Origin of the sequence: Halomonas pelophila, assembly GCF_040196315.1 — a bacterium.
GTDB lineage: Bacteria > Pseudomonadota > Gammaproteobacteria > Pseudomonadales > Halomonadaceae > Halomonas > Halomonas pelophila.
In genome coordinates this window covers 1-25,178 of the sequence record NZ_JBEGCI010000007.1, presented here as the reverse complement: position 1 = coordinate 25,178, position 25,178 = coordinate 1, and the positions used below count along the sequence as shown (strand labels likewise).

General features: G+C 64.1%; 21 protein-coding genes. 17 read left to right on the top strand and 4 right to left on the bottom strand.

The features are described 5' to 3' along the window. Positions 1 to 120: 120 nt before the first annotated feature. The 3 genes from adhP (at position 121) to ABE957_RS09340 (ending at position 3,657) form a co-directional block, all read left to right on the top strand. Positions 121 to 1,149 carry an alcohol dehydrogenase AdhP gene (adhP, locus tag ABE957_RS09350; RefSeq protein ID WP_349758402.1) on the top strand — a complete coding sequence of 343 codons (1,029 nt, stop codon included), beginning with the start codon at positions 121 to 123 and terminating at the stop codon, positions 1,147 to 1,149. Positions 1,150 to 1,337: 188 nt separating this feature from the next. Next, positions 1,338 to 2,858 carry an acetaldehyde dehydrogenase ExaC gene (gene exaC / locus ABE957_RS09345; RefSeq protein ID WP_349758401.1) on the top strand — a complete coding sequence of 507 codons (1,521 nt, stop codon included), beginning with the start codon at positions 1,338 to 1,340 and terminating at the stop codon, positions 2,856 to 2,858. A 172-nt stretch (positions 2,859 to 3,030) separates the two neighbouring features. Continuing rightward, the gene (locus ABE957_RS09340) at positions 3,031 to 3,657 is read left to right on the top strand and encodes a methyltransferase domain-containing protein (protein ID WP_349758400.1); all 627 of its coding nucleotides are present in this window, start codon (positions 3,031 to 3,033) and stop codon (positions 3,655 to 3,657) included. Positions 3,658 to 3,666: 9 nt separating this feature from the next. Here ABE957_RS09340 and ABE957_RS09335 read toward each other — a convergent pair whose 3' ends face one another. Both ABE957_RS09335 and ABE957_RS09330 read right to left on the bottom strand, forming a co-directional pair. Next, the gene (locus ABE957_RS09335; protein WP_349758399.1) at positions 3,667 to 4,608 is read right to left on the bottom strand and encodes a carbon-nitrogen hydrolase family protein; all 942 of its coding nucleotides are present in this window, start codon (positions 4,606 to 4,608) and stop codon (positions 3,667 to 3,669) included. Positions 4,609 to 4,673: 65 nt separating this feature from the next. Beyond that, a complete protein-coding gene (locus ABE957_RS09330) occupies positions 4,674 to 6,056 on the bottom strand; it encodes an MFS transporter (RefSeq protein ID WP_349758398.1) in 1,383 nt (460 codons plus the stop codon). A 140-nt stretch (positions 6,057 to 6,196) separates the two neighbouring features. On the opposite strand from ABE957_RS09330, the gene gcvA reads away from it, so the two are divergent. The 5 genes from gcvA (at position 6,197) to ABE957_RS09305 (ending at position 11,566) form a co-directional block, all read left to right on the top strand. Then, on the top strand, positions 6,197 to 7,099 hold the full coding sequence (gene gcvA / locus ABE957_RS09325; RefSeq protein ID WP_349758397.1) for a transcriptional regulator GcvA: 903 nt from the start codon (positions 6,197 to 6,199) through the stop codon (positions 7,097 to 7,099). Between the two features lie 331 nt (positions 7,100 to 7,430). After that, positions 7,431 to 7,742: a hypothetical protein gene (locus ABE957_RS09320; protein ID WP_349758396.1), complete on the top strand. Its 312-nt coding sequence runs from the start codon at positions 7,431 to 7,433 to the stop codon at positions 7,740 to 7,742. A gap of 20 nt (positions 7,743 to 7,762) precedes the next feature. Further along, positions 7,763 to 8,971, top strand: a complete 1,209-nt coding sequence (locus ABE957_RS09315; RefSeq protein ID WP_349758395.1) for a M24 family metallopeptidase — start codon at positions 7,763 to 7,765, stop codon at positions 8,969 to 8,971. A 65-nt stretch (positions 8,972 to 9,036) separates the two neighbouring features. Beyond that, positions 9,037 to 9,795, top strand: a complete 759-nt coding sequence (locus ABE957_RS09310; RefSeq protein ID WP_349758394.1) for a creatininase — start codon at positions 9,037 to 9,039, stop codon at positions 9,793 to 9,795. A gap of 82 nt (positions 9,796 to 9,877) precedes the next feature. Further along, complete coding sequence (locus ABE957_RS09305) at positions 9,878 to 11,566, top strand: BCCT family transporter (protein WP_349758393.1); 1,689 nt, start codon at positions 9,878 to 9,880, stop codon at positions 11,564 to 11,566. A gap of 137 nt (positions 11,567 to 11,703) precedes the next feature. Here ABE957_RS09305 and ABE957_RS09300 read toward each other — a convergent pair whose 3' ends face one another. Beyond that, a complete protein-coding gene (locus ABE957_RS09300; protein ID WP_349758392.1) occupies positions 11,704 to 12,567 on the bottom strand; it encodes a LysR family transcriptional regulator in 864 nt (287 codons plus the stop codon). A gap of 257 nt (positions 12,568 to 12,824) precedes the next feature. Between ABE957_RS09300 and ABE957_RS09295 the strand changes: the two genes are divergently transcribed. From ABE957_RS09295 to ABE957_RS09255, 9 genes are all read left to right on the top strand, one after another. After that, entirely contained in the window at positions 12,825 to 14,288 is a 1,464-nt protein-coding gene (locus ABE957_RS09295; RefSeq protein WP_349758391.1) for a sodium:solute symporter family protein, read from the top strand. A 172-nt stretch (positions 14,289 to 14,460) separates the two neighbouring features. Beyond that, the gene (locus tag ABE957_RS09290; protein WP_349758389.1) at positions 14,461 to 15,483 is read left to right on the top strand and encodes a GlxA family transcriptional regulator; all 1,023 of its coding nucleotides are present in this window, start codon (positions 14,461 to 14,463) and stop codon (positions 15,481 to 15,483) included. 284 nt (positions 15,484 to 15,767) lie between these two features. Beyond that, the gene (glyA, locus tag ABE957_RS09285) at positions 15,768 to 17,087 is read left to right on the top strand and encodes a serine hydroxymethyltransferase (RefSeq protein ID WP_349758388.1); all 1,320 of its coding nucleotides are present in this window, start codon (positions 15,768 to 15,770) and stop codon (positions 17,085 to 17,087) included. 38 nt (positions 17,088 to 17,125) lie between these two features. Next, complete coding sequence (locus ABE957_RS09280) at positions 17,126 to 18,376, top strand: sarcosine oxidase subunit beta family protein (RefSeq protein WP_349758387.1); 1,251 nt, start codon at positions 17,126 to 17,128, stop codon at positions 18,374 to 18,376. 11 nt (positions 18,377 to 18,387) lie between these two features. Next, on the top strand, positions 18,388 to 18,762 hold the full coding sequence (locus ABE957_RS09275; protein ID WP_349758386.1) for a sarcosine oxidase subunit delta: 375 nt from the start codon (positions 18,388 to 18,390) through the stop codon (positions 18,760 to 18,762). Further along, positions 18,759 to 21,806 (top strand): sarcosine oxidase subunit alpha family protein, encoded by a 3,048-nt coding sequence (locus ABE957_RS09270; protein ID WP_349758385.1) that lies wholly within the window; start codon positions 18,759 to 18,761, stop codon positions 21,804 to 21,806. The genes ABE957_RS09275 and ABE957_RS09270 overlap by 4 nt, the downstream gene beginning before the upstream one ends. Next, on the top strand, positions 21,799 to 22,449 hold the full coding sequence (locus ABE957_RS09265; protein WP_349758384.1) for a sarcosine oxidase subunit gamma: 651 nt from the start codon (positions 21,799 to 21,801) through the stop codon (positions 22,447 to 22,449). The genes ABE957_RS09270 and ABE957_RS09265 overlap by 8 nt, the downstream gene beginning before the upstream one ends. Positions 22,450 to 22,492: 43 nt before the next feature. Next, a complete protein-coding gene (gene purU, locus ABE957_RS09260) occupies positions 22,493 to 23,359 on the top strand; it encodes a formyltetrahydrofolate deformylase (RefSeq protein ID WP_349758383.1) in 867 nt (288 codons plus the stop codon). A 137-nt stretch (positions 23,360 to 23,496) separates the two neighbouring features. Further along, positions 23,497 to 24,876 (top strand): L-serine ammonia-lyase, encoded by a 1,380-nt coding sequence (locus ABE957_RS09255; RefSeq protein WP_349758382.1) that lies wholly within the window; start codon positions 23,497 to 23,499, stop codon positions 24,874 to 24,876. A gap of 214 nt (positions 24,877 to 25,090) precedes the next feature. Here ABE957_RS09255 and ABE957_RS09250 read toward each other — a convergent pair. Beyond that, the coding region (locus tag ABE957_RS09250; RefSeq protein WP_349758561.1) for an IS3 family transposase at positions 25,091 to 25,178 on the bottom strand (88 nt) is incomplete at its 5' end.

The following is a 25,178-nucleotide window of genomic DNA, read 5'->3' as shown; positions in this document are numbered from 1 at the left end:
AGCGCTCTCCTGCCAACGCAGTATGTCCCACAAGGTCCCGCTGACCAAGACTGGAGGGAGGCCGTGAACCATCCCCTTGGCGCGGCCAGTGAACCCGCGACAAGGAAAAGGAGATTCGAGATGGACGCAACGATGAAGGCCGCCGTGGTACGCCAGTTCGGCGAACCGCTGACCATCGAGGAGGTGCCGACGCCCCGACCCCAGCGCGGGGAGATCCTGGTCAAGGTGGCGGCGTCGGGGGTCTGCCACACCGATCTGCACGCCGCCCACGGCGACTGGCCGGTCAAGCCCGAGCCCCCGTTCATTCCCGGCCACGAGGGCGTGGGACACATCGTGGCCGTGGGCGAGGGCGTCACCCACGTCAAGGAGGGCGATCGCGTCGGGGTGCCCTGGCTCTACTCCGCCTGCGGCCACTGCGAGCACTGCCTGGGTGGCTGGGAGACGCTGTGCGAGTCGCAGCAGAACACCGGCTATTCGGTCAATGGCGGCTTCGCCGACTACACCCTGGCGGACGCCGGCTACGTGGGGCGCCTGCCCGATAACGTCGACTTCCTCGAGATCGCCCCGGTGCTGTGTGCCGGCGTCACGGTCTACAAGGGGCTGAAGATGACCGACACCCGCCCCGGCCAGTGGGTGGTGATCTCCGGCATCGGCGGCCTGGGCCACATGGCAGTGCAGTACGCCAGGGCCATGGGGCTCAACGTGGCGGCCGTCGATATCGACGACGGCAAGCTGGCGCTCGCAGAGCGGCTGGGCGCCGCGGTGACGGTCAATGCCATGAAGATCGACCCGGCAGCCTATATCAAGAAGGAGATCGGCGGGGCCCACGGGGCGCTGGTCACGGCGGTCTCGCCCAAGGCCTTCGATCAGGCCCAGGGCATGCTGCGCCGCGGCGGCACCCTGGTGCTCAACGGCCTGCCGCCGGGGGACTTCCCGCTGCCGATCTTCGGCACCGTGCTCAACGGCCTGACCATCCGCGGCTCCATCGTCGGCAGTCGCCAGGACTTGCAGGAGTCGCTGGACTTCGCCGGCGAGGGCAAGGTCAAGGCCACGGTGGCTACCGACAGGCTGGAGAACATCAACGAGGTCTTCCAGCGCATGATCGAGGGCCGCATCGAAGGGCGCGTGGTACTCGACATGACGTCGTGAGACGCCACCGGTAACGCTCATAAAGGCGCGATGCGCATCGCGCCTTCGTGGCGGCGCACCGAGCGCGACGTCTGGGCCTCCTCCCGAAGGAGGAGGCCGGCTCCTGCCACCGGAGTATGTCGCGAACGGCCGCGCTCACCAAGACTGAACGATGAACCTCCACAACGACAATATTCAGGAGTCACGCCATGATCTACGCCAACCCCGGCCAGGCCGGTTCGGTCGTCAGCTTCGAGCCGCGCTACGGCAACTACATCGGCGGCGAGTTCGTGCCCCCGGTGAAGGGGCAGTACTTCGACAACGTCAGCCCGGTCAACGGTGAGGTGTTCTGCGAGATTCCCCGCTCCACCGCCGAGGACATCGACCTCGCCCTGGACGCCGCCCATGCCGCCGCCTCGGCCTGGGGCAAGACCTCGGCCGCCGAGCGCTCCAACTTGCTGCTCAGGATCGCCGATCGCATGGAGCAGAACCTCGAGATGCTCGCCGTGGCCGATACCTGGGACAACGGCAAGGCGGTGCGTGAGACGCTGAACGCCGACCTGCCGCTGGCCATCGACCACTTCCGCTACTTCGCCGGCTGCATCCGCGCCCAGGAAGGCTCCGCCGCGGACATCGACGCCAACACCGTGGCCTACCACTTTCACGAGCCGCTGGGCGTGGTGGGGCAGATCATCCCCTGGAACTTCCCGCTGCTGATGGCCGTCTGGAAGCTGGCGCCGGCGCTGGCGGCGGGCAACTGCGTGGTGCTCAAGCCCGCCGAGCAGACCCCGGCCTCCATCCTCAAGCTGATGGAACTGGTCGGCGACCTGCTGCCGCCCGGGGTGCTCAACGTCGTCAACGGCTACGGCGCCGAGGCCGGCCAGGCGCTGGCCACCAGCAAGCGCATCGCCAAGATCGCCTTCACCGGCTCCACTCCGGTGGGCGCGCACATCCTCAAGTGCGCCGCCGAGAACATCATCCCCTCCACCGTGGAGCTGGGCGGCAAGTCGCCGAACATCTACTTCGCCGACATCATGAAGGCCGAGCCGACATTCATCGACAAGGCCGTGGAGGGCCTGGTGCTGGCCTTCTTCAACCAGGGCGAGGTGTGCACCTGCCCCTCTCGCGCGCTGATCCAGGAGAGCATGTACGACGACTTCATGGCCCGGGTCGTGGACCGCACCCTGTCGATCAAGCGCGGCAACCCGCTGGATACCGACGTCCAAGTCGGCGCCCAGGCCTCCCAGGAGCAGTTCGACAAGATCATGTCCTACATGGACATCGCCCGGGAGGAGGGCGCCGAGTTCCTGACCGGCGGCCATCAGGAGACCCTGGACCCGGCCATCAACAACGGCTATTACATCCAGCCGACCCTGCTCAAGGGCCACAACAGCATGCGCGTCTTCCAGGAGGAGATCTTCGGCCCGGTGGTGGCGGTGACCACCTTCAAGGACGAGGAAGAGGCCCTGGCCATCGCCAACGACACCGAGTTCGGCCTCGGCGCGGGCGTCTGGAGCCGCGACATGAATGTCGCCTTCCGCATGGGCCGCGGCATCCAGGCCGGCCGTGTCTGGACCAACTGCTACCACCAGTATCCGGCCCACGCCGCCTTCGGCGGCTACAAGAAGTCCGGCGTCGGCCGCGAGACCCACAAGGTGGCCCTCGAGCACTACCAGCAGACCAAGAACCTGCTGGTGAGCTACGACATCAATCCGCTGGGCTTCTTCTGACCGGCCTGATCTGACGGCCTGTACTGAAGGCGTAGTCCGGCAGAGGCCTCGGCGATACCCGAGCAGGTAGTTTGGCGCGACGCGAGTCGCGCCTTTTTTTCGTGGCTCGCTACACGCCCCGCCCGCTTTGCGTCATCATCACTCGCCCCGCCTCCGACCGGACGACACGGCGATGACCGACCTCGAAGACCCCGACCTCCACCAGGCGCGCCTCAAGCGCGCGGCGTCGCTGATCCGGCAGAGCGGAGCGCGGCGGGTCCTCGACCTCGGCTGTGGCTCCGGGGGGCTGCTGCAGTACCTGCTGCGCGACGAGCAGTTCGAGCGGGTGGTCGGCCTGGAGCTCAGTGGCGAGCTGCTCGCCCAGGCCAAGCTGAGGCTTGCGACCCTGCCAGCCGCCCGGGCGGGGCGCCTCGAGCTGATCTGCGGCTCCTATGCCGAGGCCCACCCGGCGCTGGTCGGTTTCGAGGCCGCGGCCATGGTGGAGACCATCGAGCACGTGCCCCCCGAGGCGCTCTCCCGGGTCGAGCGGGCGGTCTTCGCCGGCCTGCGCCCGCGGCTGCTGGTGATGACCACCCCCAACGGCGAGTACAACCCGCTCTACGGCCTGGCGCGCGGCGAGTTTCGCGATCCCGATCACAAGTTCGAGTGGGGCCGCGCGCGCTTTCGCGACTGGGGGCAGGGGGTCGCTCGCCGCAACGGCTATCGGGTGCGCTTCTCGGGCATCGGCGAGCTCGACCCCCACCTCGGCCAGCCGACCCAGGTGGCGCTGTTCACGCGCCGCCCGCCCGAGACCGCGTGAGCTCGGGCCTCAGTCGTCCGAGAACGTGACGGGGGGCAGCGGGGCGCGGTTCACCGACAGCGAGAACAGATCGGGCCGGGCATAGTGGCCGCAGACATCCAGCGAGCGGCGCGCGCGTCGGGCGCTCTCGACCTCGATCTCGGCATGCAGGATGCCCTTCTCGCGGTTGAGCGGGCCCGCCACCACCTCGCCCGACGGCGCGATGACCACGGCATTGCCCACGTTGATCCACTCCTCCGGGGTGAAGAGCCGGTCGCGCTCGGGAAAGTCGGCGGGGATGTCGCTGCCCTGAAGGGCGGTGGCCGTGCCGATCACCCAGCAGCCGCCCTCCCGGGCGATGTGGCGCAGGCTGGCGAGGCCGGCATCGCTCGAATCCCAGGTCGGGTTGATGAAGATCTCCAGGTCCTGGGCATAGAGGGCGTAGCGCGCCAGGGGCATGTAGCTCTCCCAGCAGATCAGGCAGCCGATGCGCCCGGCGGGCGTCTCGACCACCCTCAGCCCACTGGCATCGCCCATGCCCCAGACCATGCGCTCGGGGTTGGTCGGCATCAGCTTGCGGTGGCGGTTCAGCAGGCGACCATCCGGGCCGATCACCACCACGCTGTTGTAGAGGGTGGTGCCGCTGTAGCGGCGGTCGATCTCGTGGAGGCCCGTCACCAGGGTCACGCCGTGCCGCGCGGCGGCGTCCTGCAGGGGCTGTAGGGTGTCGCCATCGAGGTCGACGGCATTCTCGCGCAGCCGGGCATGCAGCTCGCTCAAGAGCGCCATGTCGTTACCTGGGGCGAGTCGCCAGACCCAGGTGGGGTAGCCGGGGAGGTAGGCCTCCGGGAAGACCAGCAGGGTTGCCCCGGCGGCGACCGCCGCGTCGATGGAGATCAGCATCTGCTGCAGCGTCTCGTCTCGCTGCAGCAAAACCGGGGGCGACTGGATCACCGCGACGTGGGTGGCCATGGCAGGGTCCTCGTGCGCGCGGCGGGCGCCGAGGGGCGTCACTCACGGGCACTTGCCTGACCTCACTATAGCGGCGAGGGGCGGGGCGCGCCCTGATCCGCCCAGGCGTCGTCAATGTCGGCCGGCGCCTCGGCCTCGGCGGCGGAAAGCGCCTCTCCCTCGAGATCGAGCTCCAGTTGCTCGGCCTCATTGGCGGCCTCCTCGGCCCAGGTGGTGCCCAGTGCCGCGCTGCCGGCCGGCATGGCGACGTAGTGGCCGTAGGTCTCCGAGGCGCGGCTCGGGAAGTGCACCAGGCAGTAGAGGCCGACGACGACGATCAGGGCGTGGATCACCGCCATGTCCCACATGAAGCCGCCGGGGCCGAGCCACTCCATCAGCAGGCCGGTGCTGACCGGGCCGAGGGTGGCGCCGATGCCCAGCGCCAGCACCAGGCTGCTGCTGGCCGCGATCACCTGGCTCGAGGTCAGGTCGTCGTTGGCATTCGCCAGGCATAGCGAGTAGAGGGTCAGGCTGGTGCCGCCGAGCGCTGCCCCCAGCAATATCCTCAGCAGCGGCGAGTCGGCGTCGACCGTCAGGCCGGCCAGCGCCAGCAGGGTGGCGAGGCCGGCCACCACCACGATCACCTTCTGCCGGTCGGTCTTGTCCGACAGCTTGCCCAGCGGCCACTGCAGGAGCGCCCCGCCGAGGATGAAGGCGCCCATGAAGGCGGCGACCTCGTCCACCGCCATGCCCGAGCGGGTGGCGTAGACCGCGCCCATGCCGAACACGGTGCCGTTGGCGATGCCGGTCAGCAGGCAGCCGATGGTGCCCAGCGGCGAGAGGCGGCAAAGCCGCAGCAGGCTCATGGACTCGGGCTGGCTGGTGTCCGGCTGCGGGGTATGGCTCAACAGTATCGGCACCAGCGCCAGCGACACCAGGATCGAGACCAGCAGGAAGAGGATCACGCCGCTGGGATCGGCCAGGTTGAGCATCAGCTGCCCGCCGCCCATGCCGAGGTAGCTGATCACCATGTAGAAGGCCAGCAGCCGGCCGCGCAGCTGGTTGGAGGCGTAGCCGTTGAGCCAGCTCTCGGTCACCACATAGAGGCCGGCGTAGGCGAAGCCGGTGACCAGGCGCATGCCGGCCCAGATCCAGGGATCGATGACCATCACGTGAACCAGGATGGCGATCGAGGTGATCGAGGCCAGCGCCGCAAAGACCCGGATATGGCCCACCTCGCGCAGCTTGCGCGGGGTCAGGGTCGAGCCGGCCAGGAAGCCCACGAAGTAGGACGACATGATGAAGCCGGTGGCGGTATTGCCGAAGGCCTCCTCGGCGGCGCGCATGCCCAGCAGGCTGCCCATCAGGCCGTTGCCGAGCATCAGCAGGCCGACGCCCAGCAGCAGCGCCCAGAGGCTCCAGGCGGCGGAGGCGGTCGTGGTGCCGGGGCGGGGGGCCGTGATCGCCATGGGCAGCTCCTGACGAAAGAAAAAGTGGGGCTTGTCGATTCGGCGCCGGACACGGCGCAGGCAGGTAAAATAGGGCGCCAGTGCTATGCTGGCAAACGCGATTTGCTACATCGATGCACAAGAAAAACTAAGGGTCATCCATGCGCCGACTCCCGCCCCTCAACGGCCTGCGCGCCTTCGAGGCCGCCGCTCGCCACGAGAGCTTCGCCGCCGCCGGCACGGAGCTTCACGTCACCGCCTCGGCGGTCAGCCAGCAGGTCCGTGCCCTGGAGGCCTGGCTGGAGGTGGCGCTGTTCGCCCGCCATGCCCGCGGCCTCGAGCTGACCGAGGCGGGGGAACGCTACCTGCCGGAACTCAGCGAGGCCTTCGACCGGCTGGAGCAGGCCACCCGCGTGCTGCAGAGTCGCGAGGCCGGCCAGGTGCTGACCCTCAACGTCACCCCGTCGTTGGGCACGCAATGGCTGGTGCCGCGGCTCTGGGAGTTCAACGCCCGCCATCCGGAGGTCGACGTGCGCATCGGCGCCACCGAGCGCAACGTCGACCTGCGCCGGGAAGACGTCGATCTGGCGGTGCGCCTGGGGCCGTCGCGCGAAGCGGGCGTGGTCTCGGAGCTGCTGCTGCGCGAGACCCTGGCGCCGGTGTGCGCCCCGGCCCTGCTCGAGGGCGAGGCGCCGCTAGCCGAGCCGGCCGACCTCGACCGCCAGCGGCTGCTGCACATCTTCGACCCGCACCCCGGGCCCCGGGTGACCGGCTGGCGCGAGTGGCTGGCGGTGGCCGGCGCGCCCCAGGTGGACGCCCGCTCGGGGCCGCGCTTCAGCGTCTGGTATCTGGCGATCATGGAGGCGGTAGCCGGGCGGGGCGTGGCGCTGGGTCCCTTCAGCCTGGTCCGCGAGGAGCTCCGGGCGGGGCGGCTGGTGGCCCCCTTCGAGCCCTGGCTGCCGGCCGGCGTCGACTACTACCTGGCCTATCGGGCCGATGCCCTGGGCAACCCCGCCCTGGCGGCCTGCCGCGACTGGCTGCACGAACTCTGCGCCCGGGAGTGAGGCGAGCGTCAGCTTCCCCCCGAGACTCCCTCAACGAAACCCGCCCAGCCAGCTCATCTCGCTTGGGCATCGCCCTCTGCTTTGCTCGATTCCCTGCGACATTTCCCGCTTGCCGTGTGGCCAGCCTGCCAGCCGGGATCGGCCATCGACGGCTATCTGCACGTTTGAGTAAGCATGCCGGCCCGAGACCCGACGCGAAGAGGCGGGAGAATGGCGCACGAACCACTGAAAATCCTCGGCATTACCCTCGCCAATGGGACGATTTGCACTAGTCATTGGTACTGCCTCCCGTCGCTGGCCATATTCTTCGATACCGGCAGGAGGTCACGTCATGAAACATTGGAGACTGGTCTTGCGCATGGCGAGCGCTTGCGAAGCGCCGCAAGACACCAGGGTGTTAAAGCGCGATATCGAAACCTTCATGCGAGTGGCGGAGATCTATGAAGTGACATGTCTCGGGATTCGTATGTTGGGCGTCGATTTTCTCGCCGACGATCACGAATTCGGTCATGTCATGCGGCTGGTGAAGATTCTAGAGTCCAGGTATCGACTTTCCATCATGCAGTTCAGCGAACTGCAGGGTGATAGCGGGCCTGGCATGACCGTAAAGATCGGTTCCAAACCCGCGGCGATAGTCGCTTGAAAGACGAAGGAGATAACAATATGCAACTTCCATCGCTGATCGAGATTCCCAACGGCGACAAGGTCATATCCACGTTCTCAGATGCCGAGATGCAGAGCCGTCTGGATCGTTTACGCCAGTATATGGCGGCCGAAGGTGTCGAGGCCGTGGTGTTGACCTCGTATCACAACATCAACTACTTCAGCGACTTCGTCTACTGTAAGTTCGGCCGCGACTACGGCCTGGTGGTGACTCAGGATCGCTTTACCACCGTGACCGCCAATATCGACGGTGGCCAGCCGTATCGCCGCAATCGACTGGGCGACAATATCGTCTACACCGACTGGCAGAAGGACAACTTCTTCAAGGCCGTCAAGCAGCTCTGCGAAGGCAAGCGTCGCGTCGCAGTCGAGTTCGACCACATGACGCTGCAGAACAAGCAGAAGCTCCTCGATGCGCTGGGTGACGTCGAGCTGGTCGACGCCGGGGTGCCCACCATGCAGATGCGCATGGTCAAGTCGGCTGAGGAGATCGCGCTGATTCGCCAGGGTGCCCGCATCGCCGACGTGGGCGGCGTGGCCGTGCGCGATGCCATCTACGCCGGTGTGCCGGAGTACGAAGTGTCGCTGGCCGGTCAGGCCGCCATGGTGCGCGAGATCGCCAAGACCTACCCGAACAGCGAGCTGATGGATACCTGGGTCTGGTTCCAGTCCGGTATCAATACCGACGGCGCCCACAACCCGGTGACCAGCCGTCGCGTGCAACCCGGCGACATCCTGAGCCTGAACACCTTTCCGATGATCTCGGGCTACTACACCGCCCTGGAGCGCACCCTGTTCCTTGGCCATGCCTCCGACGAGCACCTGCGCCTGTGGCAGGTGAACTGCGAGGTCCATCTCCGCGGCCAGGAACTGATCAAGCCCGGCGTGCGTTGCTGTGACATCGCCCACGAGCTCAACGAGATCTTCGCCAAGCATGACCTGCTCAAGTACCGCACCTTCGGTTACGGCCACTCCTTTGGCACCCTGAGCCACTACTACGGCCGCGAGGCGGGTCTTGAGCTGCGCGAGGACATCGAGACCGTGATCGAGCCCAACATGGTGGTCTCCATGGAGCCGATGATCACTGTGCCGGAGGGACAGCCCGGTGCCGGCGGCTATCGCGAGCACGATATCCTGGTGGTCAACGAGCATGGGGCCGAGAATATCACCGGCTTCCCGTATGGCCCGGAGCACAATATCATCAAGTAATGTTTTAACGACAAAGGGGGAGCTCTGCTCCCCCTTCTTGACGATAGCGTGCGGGGAGAAACGAGATGAGCAGTGTCAAGATAGAGAACCTTGACTGGGTAACCTACAAGTCGCTGACGGAAAGTGGTCAGTGCAGGATCATTCTTCCTGTGGGGGCCATCGAACAGCATGGGCCCCACATGTCGCTTAATCCCGATGTGCTGATTCCCAGCCATATTGGCGAAAAGGTGGCGGAAAGAAGCAGCAACATGCTGGTGGCTCCCGCCATAAGCTATGGATACAAGTCACAGGTGAAGTCCGGAGGAGGCAACTTCTTTCCCGGCACGACCTGCGTATCGGGCGCCTCACTGGAAAACTATGTGTTCGATGTTCTTCAGGCATATGTCAATCATGGGAATCGCGAATTCATCCTTATCAATGGCCACTTCGAGAACTCCATGCACCTCTGTGAGGCCGCCGATAGGCTGGTTAACAAGTGCAAGGGCGAGGGTATTTCGATCAAGATCTACCTGCTCTCCTACTGGGATTTCATCAGTGAGGAGACCATCGAGAAGGTGTTCCCCGACGGTTTCACAGGCTGGGCCGTTGAGCATGGCGGCGTGCTGGAAACATCGATCATGCTCAAGCTTCACCCTGAGCTCGTCGATATGTCGAAGGCTGTCGACGTGGAGCCAGCCACCTTCCCTCCCTACGATGTCTTTCCCCCCGATCCTTCCTGGGTAGCGCCGTCCGGGACCCTGTCCTCTCCGCTCAAGTCGACGCCGGAGAAGGGGGAGATGATCCTTGAGGAGTGCATATCGGGAATCGTATCGCACTTGAACTGAGTCACTGTCACGTGCCCTGAGCAGCCCTCGGGGCCCGAGGTGTCAGGGATGATGCCAAGTACAATAATAGCGAGGTATCAAGATGTCAGATAAAGAACCGGTAACGGTCCCACGGTTCACGGGACGAGACCTACCCCCCTTCGGCCGACTGGTCATCCAGTTTGCCCCTCCCATCGCCATCATTGCGCTGATCCTGATGGTACTTCGTGACCCCGATGGCGTTGCCTCGGTCATCTTCGACATGAGGACCTATGTTACGGGTGGCTTCACCTGGCTGTTTATCCTCTATTCGCTCTTTGCCGTCGCGGTATGCGGCTGGCTGGTGTTCAGCAAGGTCGGAAGCCGGGTCAGGTTGGGCGGCCCCAAGGCGAAGCCCGAATACAGCAACTTCGCATGGTACTCGATGCTGTTCGCCTGTGGTCAGGGGATCGGCCTGATCTTCTGGTCGGTGGCCGAGCCCATCATGCTGCGTGACTCCAGCCCGGTCTTCGAGGCAATGGAAGGCAATGTGGCGGGCGGTGGTATCGTCTGGGCATACTTCCACTGGGGTTTCACCGCCTGGGCCATGTACTGCGTCGTCGCGGTGTGTCTCGCCTATTCGCACCACAACCTGGGCAAGACCCTGACCTTCCGCGAGGCGACGGTGGATCTGTTGCCGCGTTGGGCACGAGGTGGTGCCGGCGTGGTCGTCGAGTTGCTGGCGATCATGGCCACCATCCTGGGGCTTTCTACCTCCTTTGCCTTTGCGGCCATGCAGTTCACCGCGGGCCTCACGTCATTCACCGGCGTGACCTCCGGGCCCACTATCTGGCTGTTTGTCATCGTGGGTCTCGGTACCGCTGCGGCGATCTCGGCCTTCTTCGGTATCAGCAAGGGAATGCGCCTGATCAGTGAGACGAACTCGATCCTGAGTGTCGTGCTGGTGGTGGCCGCCTTCATCTTCGGCCCGACGTTGTTCATCATCTCCAATATCACCCAGACCTTCGGCTCCTACTTCACTAACTTCGTTCCCATGAGTTTCTGGACCGATGCCCCGAGCACGGCCGAGCCGCTGACCTCCTGGCAGCAAAGCTGGAATGGATGGTGGACCGTGTTCATCTGGTGCTGGGTCATTGCCTTCTCCCCCTTCGTGGCCGGCTTTATCGCCAGGATCTCGCGTGGTCGCACGCTGCGTGAATTCGTTATCGGTGTCACCATCATTCCCTCCTTCATCGTCATGCTCTGGATCGGCGTTCTCGGTTCCGCAGCGATCTATTACGACGACAAGAGTGGCCGTGGTATCTCCGATGCGGTGAGTGCGGATGTGGCCAGCGGGCTCTTTGCGATGCTGGAATCCATACCGGTGATTGGCAGCTTGCTGCTGGTAGTGGCGACGGTTCTGGTGGCTACCTACTACGTGACATCGCTGGATGCCGGCACCTACGCCCTGGCGGACTTTGTTTCCGCACCGAAGCGTGCCGGCCCCTGGTTCCGCGTGGTCCTGGTACTCAGCATCGGCGCGGTGGCGACTGTACTGCTCACCCTGGGGGGCAGTGGGGTGGTCGATACGGTCCAGACCGGGACCATCATCGGTGCCTTCCCCTTTTCCATCGTGATTATTCTGATGATCGTGAACACCATACGGCGCCTGCGTAGTCGAGACAGTGCGACCAGGGAGCTGGAGAAGATGGTCAACGATCCCGATCCCAATGTGAAACTCAAGGTTAGCGAGGAGGGAGATATCCGAACGGTATCCGCCAGAGAAATGAAGCCGGGGGCGTCAAGCTCCTGATTCCCGACTGCCCATCACGCCTGTCAATAAGCTCGCTTGGCGATGGGGTGGTGGGTAGCCGTTAGCAGAAGGCAGGTGGCTCGACAGCCGATTGTTATCGCTGTCGGACCATCTGCCTTCGATGGTTCTGGAGTGAGCTAGATATTGGCAATTCCCGTCCTCAGGAAATCGAGCACATGGCGGGACGCGGCATTCAATTCGGGCTCCTTGTAGTAAAGGCCGATGCAGACATGCTCCAGTCCAGGCAGAGAATCTGTGTTTACGGCATGCTTGAGGTGGTCAGGAATGACGGAGCTGGCCATCGCGGTGATGCCGAGTCCCTCCTCCACGGCAGAGAAGATGCCTAGCAGACTGGTGCTGCTATACATGAAGCGATAGGGATGCGCCTGGCTCTGCAGGGCCTCCTCCATGATCGAGCGATAGACACAGCCCTGAGGGTAGGCAATCAGGGGAAGCGGACTATCGGCTTCGCTGACCAGATGGCCTTCACTGAACACCCACTCAAGTTTTTCCAGGCGATAGTCGCGAGAGTCTCTATCTTCATGCTCCTTCTCGCGTTCCATGGCCATGGCGATATCGTAGTGCCCCTTCTGGTAGCGCTGGAGGATGACCTTGCTGATCTCGCAGTCGACCTCGACGATGATATTGGGATAGACGCGCGACAGCTTTCTCAACGCCTTGGGCAGGAAAGCCAGTTCGAAGTCGTTGGGAATGCCCAGTCGAACTTTTCCCGAGATATTCTCGCCCCTTACCTTGGCGATGATCTGGTCATTTATCTCCAGTATCTGTCGAGCCGCCTTGTATAAATACTCCCCATCCTCGGTGAGCTCCAGGCTGGAACCTCTGAGGAAGATCTTGGTGCCGAGGATCTCCTCCAGCTTCTTGATCTGGAGGCTGATGGCGGGCTGTGAGCGACCCAGAAGTTCGCCGGCGCTGGTAAAGCCGCCAAGGTCCTTGATGGTGACGAAGGTCCTCAAAAGGTCGGTGGGTATATTTGTCATTATTGGCTCATTTCGATGTCTGATGTGTGTATTGGTTATACAAATTGGCGCCTTTTATGCATTGAAAATACTTTGAAGGTGCAGAGAGAAAAGCTCGATAACACTTGCCACATCAAGAACAAGAGGAATAGGCATATGGATTCATGGGTGTTGACCACCTTCCTGATACTGACAATGTACATGCTGATACATTCCGGCGCTGCCTACCTGCGAAGGGAGCTGAAAAGAAAGACCACCAATGGATCAGCGAGGCAGTAATGATGGATTCCTACAAGCTATTCAACTGGGGACTTTTGTTTCTCACCTTTGGCCTGATGATTTATCTAGGTCTTCTTTCGTCCAGAATGATGAAGAAGAGCGATGAAGGAGGCTTTCTCGTCGCGGGCCGTTCACTCGGTGCCTTCGTCGGCGCCAGCACTATCGTCGCCACCGGCTTCAGCGGCTGGGGGTTCATGGGCTCACCGGGCGTGACCTACCAGTTTGGCGCTATCGAGGTGCTGGGCAATTTCTTCTTCGCTCCAGCGATGATGATCGCCGTGCTGTATTTCGCGAGTTTCTTGCAGCGCAAGGCCATCGATATGGGCAGCAACACCATTCCCGAGTATATCGCCCAGATTCATGGCGGAGGCAATATGGGCCGACTCGTGCAAGGAGTCGCGGCGCTTATCACCATTTTTCTGCTGCTGGTGTTTCTGACCAGCCAGATCAAGGCCGTCGGCCTGCTGGGGGCGAGTTGGCTGGGCATCGATCTGACTCAGAGTGCCCTGCTGATGGTCGGTGTCATCATCCTCTACACCATGCTGGGAGGCCTCGCGGCGGTGGCCTGGACCGATACCGTGATGGTTTGCGGCATGTCGGTCGCTGCCGTCATCATCATGGTACAGATATTCGGCAGCGTGAACTTGGGGGAATGGGAAGCCACTCTCAATACCATCGACCCGGAGCTTCTGAATCCTACCACCGGGGCACATTATGGCGACAGTCCGGCGACGGTGTTTCTGGTGCTGCCCTATGCCTTCCTGTTTGCCGCGGTGTTACCGTTCATGGCGATACGCTTCCTGGCCTTCAAGCCGGACGTCAAGCTGCACAAGGCGGGCGTGTATGTGGCGATCATAGGTGCCCTGCTGAGCCTGGTGCCAATCGTCGGCCTCTACGTGAGGGCGCAGATGCCGGACTTGGCCGATCCGGACAACGCCATGCCGATCTATCTCGAACACTTTATGCACCCCGCCCTGCAGGGCTTCATCACCCTATTCATCCTGTTCGCCATGAAGTCCACCGCCAACTCCCTGCTGCATACCGTGGCATCGGCAACCTCCCATGACCTGCGTCTCGCCCTATTCAATGACCGTTTCCACAGTCAGCGGCTGGTGCTGTGGATCAACCGTTTAGCCGTCGTCGCCCTCGGCGTCATCGCCCTGTTGATGATGCTCTATGCCCCGCCCTTCATGCTCTCCTGGCTGGGCATTCTCGGCACCGGCACCCTGCTGGCCAGCATGATCGGACCGGTGTTTATTTCCACCTTCTGGCAGGGCTCTGCCTGGGGCGCGCTGGTCGCCATGCTGGCCGGTTTCGGTACCAGCGGCTATATGATGCTGTTCGCCGATGTGGGCTGGCTGGTCGGACCGCTGACGGGCTGCATGGTGTCCTCGATCTGCTATGTGGGAGTGTCGCTGGTTACGCCCCGCTCCCGGTTATATGGCTCGGTGGCTCGCACCTAAACCAGCTTAACCGCTGCCATGGTGGCGCCCGCATACTCTGCGGGCTCCGCTGTTTGCGATGCAGGTAGGACCGCCTGGCTGGTGGCCTCGGGGGGCTAGCGGAGTGAGAGTGGAGCCTGGGCCTTGATCATCCTGGCGATGCGTTTCGCCACCCAGACCCTGGATATTGCCAATGAGCACACACCCTCCGGACGAGTCCCTCTCCGTCGGCTTCGTCCTGCTGCACCGTTTTACCCTGATGCCGTTCGCCGCTTTCGTCGACTGCCTTCGCCTGGCCGCCGACGAGGGCGACCGTAGTCGGCAGCAGCGGTGTCGCTGGACCTTTATGGCCAGTAACAGTGAGGTGGTGCTCTCCAGCAGCGGTGCGGCCATTTCGCCCTGTGAACCCTTCAGTGACCCCACTGAGTTCGACTATATCGTGGTCGTGGGAGGCATCCAGGCCGAGGGCGACCGGCAGGATGCCGCTGCCCTGGCTTATCTCTGCAAGGCGGCCGGTGCCGGGGTTCCACTGGTGGGATTGTGTTCCGGGGTGTTTGCTCTGATCCAGGCTGGCCTCATGAAGGGGCGGCGCTGCTGCGTCAGCTGGTATCACCATCGCGCCATGGTCCAACGTTTCCCGGCCATCGAGCCGGTGGCCGACCGCTTGTTCATCGATGACGGTGACCGGCTCACCTGTGCGGGCGGTGCGGCAGCGGCTGACCTGGCGACTTATCTGATCGAGCGCCACCGGGGCAAGGCCTGGGCCATGAAGAGCCTCAACATCATGCTTCTCGACGAGGCCCGGGCCGGTACCCACCCTCAGCCTCAGCCGGTGGTGTACGGCAAGATCGAGGATCGGCTGGTTCGACGCGCCATCGCCGTGCTCGAGCAGCACTTGGGAGAGGCCATACCGATGCAGGCGCTGGCTGAGCGGGTGGGCATCTCACGACGCAACCTGGAGCGGCGATTCCGCGATACGCTTGGCGTCAGTCCGCTCAAGTTCTCTCGAGACCTGCGCCTGCGCTTCGGGCTCTGGCTGCTGCACTACACCGGCAAGAGCATCACCGAGATCGGCGAGCGTTGCGGTTTCGCCGATACCGCCCACTTTTCTCGTCACTTCCGTAGCGCCTTCGACGTAACACCATCGGAGATGCGCAAACGTAGCGACCGAGTCGATCCCTTCTTCCTGCCTATCGACGGCCGGCCTACGCTCTGAGCTCTCGATCGCACTCCAGGTTTCGCGCGTCCTCACGCTTGCCGGAAGTACACGGCAGCCTGGTGTTTCCCACCGGGCGAGTGGTGGTCAGTGTGCCCGGCGTTCAGGAATCCTGTCGCATCTGTTTAATCCCTACTCTTTGTTGTCGTCTTTGATCGAGTCGTCTTCCGGACGCTTAGCGTGGTGGTTATCCGCGCATAAGGATTTCAAATTTTTTCTTCTGATGGGTAGGCGATAGATTCGAAGTACACCCTGCCCGACATCGATAACAACAGGAGTCAGTCATGAACCAGGTAGGTCTCGCCAACTTCGATTCCCAGATCGCCGCCGCCATCGCCGACGAGGTGGTCCGCCAGGAGGCGCACGTCGAGCTGATCGCCTCCGAGAACTACGCCAGCCGCGCGGTGATGGAGGCCCAGGGCACCCAGCTGACCAACAAGTACGCCGAGGGCTATCCCGGCAAGCGCTACTACGGCGGCTGCGAGCACGTCGACGTGGTAGAGCAGCTGGCCATCGACCGTGCCTGCGATCTGTTCGGTGCCGACTACGCCAACGTTCAGCCGCACTCCGGCGCCCAGGCCAATGCCGCGGCCTTCATGGCGATGGTCAAGCCGGGCGACACCATCCTAGGCATGAGCCTGGCTCACGGTGGCCACCTGACCCACGGTGCCGCGCCGAACTTCTCGGGCAAGCACTACCGTGCCGTGCAGTATGGCCTGAACCCGGAGACTGGCGAGATCGACTATGAAGAGGTCGAGCGCCTGGCTCGCAGCCACAAACCCAAGCTGATCATCGCCGGCTTCTCGGCCTATGCGCGTGTCGTTGACTGGCGTCGTTTCCGCGCCATCGCCGACGAGGTGGGTGCCTGGTTCATGGTCGACATGGCCCACGTGGCCGGCCTTATTGCCGCGGGTCACTATCCGAGCCCGGTTCCCCACGCCCATGTGGTCACTACCACCACCCACAAGACCCTGCGCGGCCCGCGTGGTGGCCTGATTCTCTCCGCCAGCGGCGATGCGGATCTCTACAAGAAGCTCAACGGTGCGGTCTTCCCGGGCCAGCAGGGCGGCCCGCTGATGCACGTGATCGCCGCCAAGGCGGTGGCCTTCAAGGAGGCCATGAGCCAGGAGTTCGTGCAGTACCAGCAGCGCGTCATCGACAACGCCCGCTCCATGGCCGGCGTGTTTCTTGAGCGCGGCTATGACGTCGTCTCCGGCGGCACCGACGATCACCTCTTCCTGGTCTCGCTGATCAAGCAGGGCGTGACCGGCAAGGACGCCGATGCGGCACTCGGCCGTGCCCATATCACCGTCAACAAGAACGCCGTGCCCAACGACCCCCAGAGCCCCTTCGTCACCTCTGGCCTGCGCATCGGCACTCCGGCGGTGACCAGCCGCGGCTTCGACGAGACCGAGTGCTCCGCACTGGCGGGATGGATCTGCGACATCCTCGATGTCCTGGCCAAGAGCCGCAACACCAGTGCCGTGGAGGACGAGGTGCGCGAGAAGGTGACCTCGCTCTGCGAGCGCCATTCGGTCTACGGCGAATCTGCCGCCACGAATCACCAGACCCACGCCCAGGCCGATGCCGCTTCTGCGGTCTGATCGACTTAACGAATCAGCAGCGGCTTTAGGAGAGAGACATGCAACGCTATTCAGGCTTCGGGCTGGCCAAGCACGCGCTCAGCCACCACGAGAACTGGCAGCGCCAGTGGCGCAACCCGACTCCCAAGAAAAAGTACGACGTCATCGTCGTCGGCGGCGGCGGCCATGGCCTGGCTACCGCCTACTACCTGGCCAAGAACCACGGCATCACCAATGTGGCAGTGCTGGAGAAGGGCTGGCTGGGGGGCGGCAATACCGCGCGTAATACCACCATCGTGCGCTCCAACTACCTGTGGGACGAGGCGGCACGCCTCTATGACCATTCGCTGGATCTGTGGAAGGGGCTGTCCCAGGACCTCAACTACAACGTGATGTTCTCCCAGCGCGGCGTTATGAACCTGGGGCACACCCTTCAGGACATGCGCGATATCCAGCGTCGGGTGCATGCCAACCGGCTGAACGGCGTTGACAGTGAAGTGATCCTCCCCGATCAGATCAAGGAGATCGTGCCGGTCATCGACACCTCCAAACGCGCCCGATATCCGATCCTCGGCGCCTCCTGGCAGAAGAGCGCCGGTGTCGCGCGTCACGATGCGGTTGCCTGGGGCTACGCCCGGGCGGCGGATGCCCTCGGAGTGGATATCCTGCAGAACACCGAGGTCACCGGCTTCAAGATTCGCGACGGCCAGGTGTATGGCGTGCACACCAATCGCGGCGATATCGAATCCAAGACCATCGGCTGTGTCACGGCGGGCAACTCCGGCGTGGTGGCCAAGATGGCCGGCCTCAAGCTGCCGCTGGAGTCGCATCCGCTGCAGGCGCTGGTCTCCGAGCCGCTCAAGCCGGTGCTCGACACCGTGGTGATGTCTAACCACGTGCATGGCTACATCAGCCAGACCGACAAGGGCGACCTGGTGATCGGCGCCGGCATCGACGGCTACAACGGCTACGGTCAGCGTGGCAGCTACTCCACCGTGGAGCACACCCTGCAGGCCATCGTCGAGATGTTCCCGATCTTCTCGCGGGTGCGCATGAACCGTCAGTGGGGCGGCATCGTCGATACTTGTGCGGATGCCTGTCCGATCCTCTCCAAGACCAAGGTCAAGGGGCTGTTCTTCAACTGCGGCTGGGGCACCGGCGGCTTCAAGGCCACTCCAGGCTCCGGGCACGTCTTCGCCGCGAGTCTCGCCAAGGGCGAGATGCATCCTATCGCCGCGCCGTTCTCCATCGACCGCTTCAACACCGGTGCCCTGATCGACGAACATGGCGCCGCCGGCGTCGCGCACTAAGGAGAAACACGATGTTCTATATCCATTGCCCTTATTGCGACGAGTACCGCGATGAAGAGGAGTTTCACCCCAAGGGGCAGGCGCATATCGCCCGCCCCGAGGACCCCGAGTCCTGCACTGACGAGCAGTGGGGCGACTACCTGTTCTTCCGTGACAACCCGCGGGGTATCCACCACGAGCTATGGGTGCACGCGATCGGCTGCCGCAAGTTCTTCAACATCACCCGTAACACGGTGAGCTACGAGATCCTCGAGACCTATCGAATGGGTGAGCAGCCTCGCGTCAGCGCCGAGCATCCCGAGGGTAAGGCCGCCGAGCAAGGGGCTGCCGTGAACGTCGCCGACGAGGCGGGAATGGTCGCAGGTCAGGAAGGAGTCAAGGCATGAGCCAGTCGAATCAGCCTAATCGTCTTCGCCAGGGTGGACGAATCGATCGCGCTCGAACCCTGAGCTTCACCTTTAACGGCAAGCGCTATCAGGGCCATGCCGGTGACACCCTGGCCTCGGCACTGCTGGCCAACGGGGTGGATCTCGTCAACCGCAGCTTCAAGTATTCGCGACCGCGCGGCATCGTCGCCGCCGGTGCCGAGGAGCCCAATGCGCTGGTCCAGCTGGGCAGCACCGAGGCGGCCCAGGTCCCCAACGTGCGTGCCACCCAGCAGGCGCTGTTCGAAGGCCTCACGGCGCAGAGCACCAACGGCTGGCCCAACGTGCAGCGTGATGTCATGAGCCTGGTCGGCAAGCTGGGCGGGCGCTTCATGCCGCCGGGCTTCTACTACAAGACCTTCATGGCCCCGGCCTCCATGTGGATGACCTATGAAAAGGTCATCCGCAAGGGAGCGGGCCTGGGTCGTAGCCCGATGGAGAACGACCCCGATAGCTATGATCACCTCCACCAGCACTGCGACCTGCTGGTGGTCGGTGCCGGCCCGGCGGGCCTCGCCGCGGCGCTTACCGCGGCACGCGGCGGGGCCCGGGTGATCCTGGTCGACGAGCAGGAGGAGATGGGTGGCTCGCTGCTTGCCAGCCGTGAGCTGCTCGACGGCCGACCGGCCGCCCAGTGGGCCGAGCAGGTGATCGGCGAGCTGGCCGAGAACGACAACGTCACCCTGCTGCCGCGCACCACGGCCAATGGCTACCATGACCATCACTTCGTGACCCTGCACGAGCGGCGCACCGAGCATCTCGGTGAGACCGCGCCGACGGTCGACGGCGTCCGGCCCGCTCGCTCACGCATGCATCGGGTGCGTGCAGGGCAGGTGCTGCTGGCCACGGGGGCCCATGAGCGTCCGCTGGTCTATGGCAACAATGATGTGCCGGGTAACCTGGTGGCCGGTGCGGTCTCCACCTATATCCGCCGCTTCGGCGTGGTGCCGGGCAACCGGCTGGTGCTCTCCGTCAGCAACGACCACGCCTATCGCGCCGCCCTGGACTGGGATGAAGCCGGCCGTGAGGTGGTGGCCATCGTCGATGCGCGCCGCCATCCGGACGGTGAGCTGGTCGAGCAGGCCCGGGCTCGCGGCATCCGCATCATCGAAGGCTCGGCCGTGCTCGAGGCCAAGGGTGACAAGCGCGTCAGCGGCGCCCGTGTGGCGACCATCGATACCGCGGCCTTCAAGGTCACCGGTGGGGCCGAGGACCTGGAGTGCGACACCATCGCCAGCTCCGGCGGCTACAGCCCGGTGATTCACCTGGCCTCTCATACCGGTGCGCGTCCGACCTGGGACGACGAGATCCTCGGTTTCGTGCCCAGCCTGGTGAAGGGCGTGCACGCCGCCGGTAGCGCCCGTGGCGTGTATGACCTGGCCGAAGGGCTGACTGACGGTGCGGCCAAGGCGTGCGAGGCGCTTGCCGCGCTGGGCAAGTCCGCCAGCGCCATCGAGCCGCCCCGGGCCGATGCCATCCGCGAAGGCCAGGCCTGTGCCCTCTATCAGGTGCCCCACGAGAAGCCGACCCTGCGTGCGCCCAAGCAGTTCGTCGACATGCAGAACGACGTCACCGCGGCGGCCATCGAGGTGGCCACCCGCGAGGGCTTCGAGTCCATCGAGCACGTCAAGCGCTACACCGCCATGGGCTTCGGCACCGACCAGGGCAAGCTCGGCAACATCAACGGCATGGCCATCGCCGCGCGCTGTCTCGGCAAGTCGATTCCTGAGGTAGGCACCACGGTGTTCCGGCCCAACTATACGCCGGTCACCTTCGGTGCCATCGCCGGGCGTCACTGCCGCGATCTGTTCGACCCCGAGCGCTACACCGCCCTGCACCAGTGGCACGTGGAGCACGGTGCCGAGTTCGAGGAGGTCGGCCAGTGGAAGCGCCCCTGGTACTTCCCGCGCAAGGTCAACGGCGTGCTGGAGACCCTGGACGAGGCGGTGGCCCGCGAGAGCCTGGCGGTGCGCACCGGCGTCGGCATCCTCGATGCCACCACCCTGGGCAAGATCGATATTCAGGGGCCCGACGCCCGGGAATTCCTCGGTCGCGTCTACACCAACAAGTGGGCCAAGCTGGCGCCGGGCCGAGTGCGCTACGGCCTGATGTGCAAGGACGACGGCATGCTGATGGACGACGGTACCACCAGCTGCCTGGGCGAGAACCACTTCCTGATGACCACCACCACCGGCGGTGCCGCCGGCGTGATGGAGTGGCTGGAGCTGTGGCACCAGACCGAGTGGCCGGAGCTGCAGGTCTACTTCACCTCGGTCACCGACCACTGGGCGACCATGACCGTGACCGGCCCGGATGCGCGCAAGCTGCTGTCCGAGATCACCGATATCGATCTCGACAGGGAGCAGTTCAAGTTCATGGACTGGCGCAACGGCAAGGTGGCCGATGTCCCGGCGCGGGTGTTCCGCATCTCCTTCACCGGGGAGCTGGCCTACGAGATCAACGTTCAGGCCAACTACGCCATGCACGTCTGGAAGACCCTGTTCGAGCACGGCAAGAAGTATGACCTGACGCCCTACGGCACCGAGACCATGCACGTGCTGCGTGCCGAGAAGGGTCTGATCATCGCCGGTCAGGATACCGACGGCTCGGTGACCCCCGAGGACCTGGGCATGTTCTGGGCCATCGGCTACGACAAGCCGTTCTCCTGGATCGGCAAGCGTGCCCTGACGCGTCCGGATACGGCGCGCAAGGATCGCAAGCAGTTCGTGGGGCTCAAGCCCGTCGACCCGCAGGTGGTGCTGGAAGAGGGCGCCCATATCGTCGTCAACAAGGACCAGCCCATTCCCATGGATATGCTGGGCCATGTGACCTCGAGCTATTACAGCCCGAACCTGGAGAGCGGTTTTGCCCTGGCAGTGATCAAGGGCGGCCGCGACCGCATGGGCGAGAAGCTCTATGTGCCGATGCCGGACGGTCAGGCCCATGAGGTCGAGGTCGTCAGCCCCGTATTCATCGATCCCAAGGGAGAGCGTCAGCATGTCTGATATCACTTACGGCAAGGTTGCGACCTTCAATACCCATCCGGACGCCTCGATTCCCAGTGAGTCACCGCTGTCCGTGGCGTTCAACACGGGCAGCGTGCCGGCCGCGACGCCCGGCAGCCGGGTCCTGTTCAAGGAGCAGGCCTTCCAGGGCCACCTGATCCTGCGCGGCGGTGCCATCGTCCTCGATGAAGCCGTGCGCAAGGTGCTGGGCATCAGCCTGCCCGGCCAGCCCCTGGGGCTGGCGCTGGATGCCAGCGGCGAGCGCAGCGTTCAGTGGTTGTCGCCGGATGAGTGGCTGGTGATCGTGCCCGGTGGCGAGGAGTTCGAGCTCGAGCAGCGGTTGCGCGAGGCCCTGGGCGACGCCCACTATGCCATCGTCGATGTCAGTGGCGGCCAGACCCTGGTCTCCCTGGAGGGGGAAAAGGCCCGCGAGTTGCTGATGAAGTCGACCAACTACGACGTCCACCCGAGCAGCTTCCCTGTGGGCAAGGCGGTCAGCGTAGTGTTCGGCAAGTCCAGCCTGATCCTGCGCCGTCCCAGCGAGGAGCGCTATGAGCTGGTGCTGCGCAGAAGCTTCGCCGACTACCTCTATCGCTGGATCCGGGATGCCGGCGCCGAGTATGGCATCGGCGTGGCAAGGTGACAGCAACGGGCCGGCGTAAGCCGGCCCTTTCGGGAGAGATGAGATGCAAGATAACAATAACCGCTGGATCCTCGCGGCCCAGTGCCCGAGCCGGCTCGGCACCGTGGACGTGGTCACGCGCTTCCTCAAGGAGAGTCGCTGCTATATCACCGAGCAGCACTCCTTCGACGATCGCCTGAGCGGCCGCTTCTTCATCCGCACGGAGTTCAAGCCGGAGGACGAGGGGTTCGACGCCGAGTCCTTCCAGGCCGACTTCGCCGCGCGTGCCGCCGAATTCGAGATGACCTTCGAGCTGACGCCGCCCGGGCGCCGCCTGCCGGTGGTGATCATGGTCTCCAAGGCTGATCACTGCCTGAACGACCTGCTCTACCGCTATCGTATCGGCCAGCTGTCTATCGATATCCGTGCCATCGTCTCCAACCATCCGGACCTGGCCAAGCTGGCGGAGTGGCACGGCATTCCCTACCACCACTTCCCGATCACGCCGGAGACCAAGTCCGGGCAGGAAGCCCAGGTGTGGCGGGTGGTCGAGGAGACGGGCGCGGAGCTGGTGATACTGGCGCGCTACATGCAGGTGCTCTCGAGCGACCTGTGCGAGAAGCTCAGCGGCCGCGCGATCAATATCCACCATTCGCTGCTGCCGGGCTTCAAGGGCGCCAGGCCCTATCACCAGGCCTATGAGAAGGGCGTCAAGCTGGTCGGCGCCACGGCCCACTATATCAACGATGATCTCGATGAGGGGCCGATCATCACCCAGGGGGTCGAACCGGTAAGTCACGCCGACTACCCCGAGGACCTGGTGGCCAAGGGGCGTGACGTCGAGTGCCTGACCCTTTCCAGGGCCGTCGCCCTGCATGTCGAGCGTCGCGTCTTCCTGCACGCCAGGCGCACCGTGGTCTTCGACCGCTAACGACACCGCCAGTCAGCTCACCGTAGGCCTTCATCGCAAGGGCGCCGGGAGCAGCACTAGGTGGAACCGCCACAAGCGATGCTGCTCCGAGGCGATAAGCCCTGACGTACAACGCCTACTCTGCAAGGACCACCGCCATGCCAATCAGCGTCTTCGATCTTTTCAAGGTCGGCGTCGGGCCGTCCAGCTCGCACACCGTGGGCCCGATGCAGGCCGCCTGCAACTTTGTCGCCGAACTCGAGGCCAGGGAACTGGTTGAACACACCAGGCGCATCGAGGTCGAGCTCTATGGCTCGCTCTCCGCCACCGGCATCGGCCATGGCACCGACCACGCGGTGATCATGGGCCTGATGGGCGAGCGGCCCGACCAGATCGACCCGGACGTCATCGTCCCGCGAATCGAGGCCTTGAAGTCCTCGGGTAGCCTGCTCCTGGCCAGCCGCCATGATGTCGCCTTCGACTGGCAGCACGACATGCGGTTGCTCGAGGAGAGCCTGCCCCAGCACCCCAACGCCATGCGCCTGCTCGCCCATGGCGACGACGGCGAGCTCTACAGCAATACCTACTACTCGGTGGGCGGCGGCTTCGTCATCGACGAGACCCAGGCGGAGGAGGGGCAGCTCGATACCGACCATACCGAGATCCCCTACGACTTCCAGACCGGTGACGAACTACTGCGCATGTGTCACGAACACGGCCTGCGCATCAGCGAGCTGATGCTGGAAAACGAGAAGGCCTGGCGCAGCGAGGCGGAAATTCGTGAGGGCCTGCTGACCATCTGGGCGGCGATGCAGGCGTGCATTAAGAAGGGCATGGAAGCCGAAGGCGTGCTGCCCGGCGGGCTCAACGTCAAGCGTCGCGCCAGAAACCTGCATCAGCGCATGCTGGCCAGCAAGGACGACCACTCGCTGATTGCCTCAACCATGTCGGCCATGGACTGGGTCAACCTCTATGCCCTGGCGGTCAATGAGGAGAACGCCGCCGGCGGGCGCATGGTCACCGCGCCCACCAACGGCGCGGCGGGTATCATCCCGGCGGTGCTCCAGTACTATATGCAGTTCCGTCAGGGCGCCTGCGAGCGCGACGTGGTCGATTTCCTGCTCGCCGCCGCTGCCGTGGGCGTCCTGTGCAAGAAGAACGCCTCGATCTCCGGGGCCGAGGTGGGCTGCCAGGGCGAGGTCGGCTCGGCTTGCTCCATGGCCGCCGCCGGCCTCACCGAGGTCATGGGTGGCAGCGTCGACCAGGTGGAGAACGCCGCCGAGATCGGCCTGGAGCACAACCTGGGGCTGACCTGCGATCCGGTGGGCGGCCTGGTGCAGGTGCCCTGCATCGAGCGCAACGCCATCGCCTCGGTCAAGGCGATCAATGCCGCCCAGATGGCGCTGCGTGGCGATGGCCAGCACTTCATCTCGCTGGACAAGGTGATTCGCACCATGCGCGATACCGGCGCCGATATGCAGGAAAAATACAAGGAGACCTCGAAGGGTGGCCTGGCCGTCAGCGCCATCGAGTGCTGATGCTTCAAGCACCCGGTGTCGCCCGGGTGGCCAGCCGTATTTGGCGTCTTCCCTGCGCATTCGCTGTGATCATGTTGGCTGGCAGATGCCCATCAACAGGATAGTGCCCATCAATATGAAACCGCTCGGAAGTCTCCGTCACCCGGCCGGCCGAGTCCGCAATGACAGCGCCCGGCACGTGAACTGACCCCCAATCGTTGGACGGTTGGTTCTCTTAACCGGTAGCCATGGCCTGAGCCCTGTATTGCACGGGGCTCAGGCCTTTTAGTTTCTGCTTGATTCGCTGATGGTTGTAGTAGTGG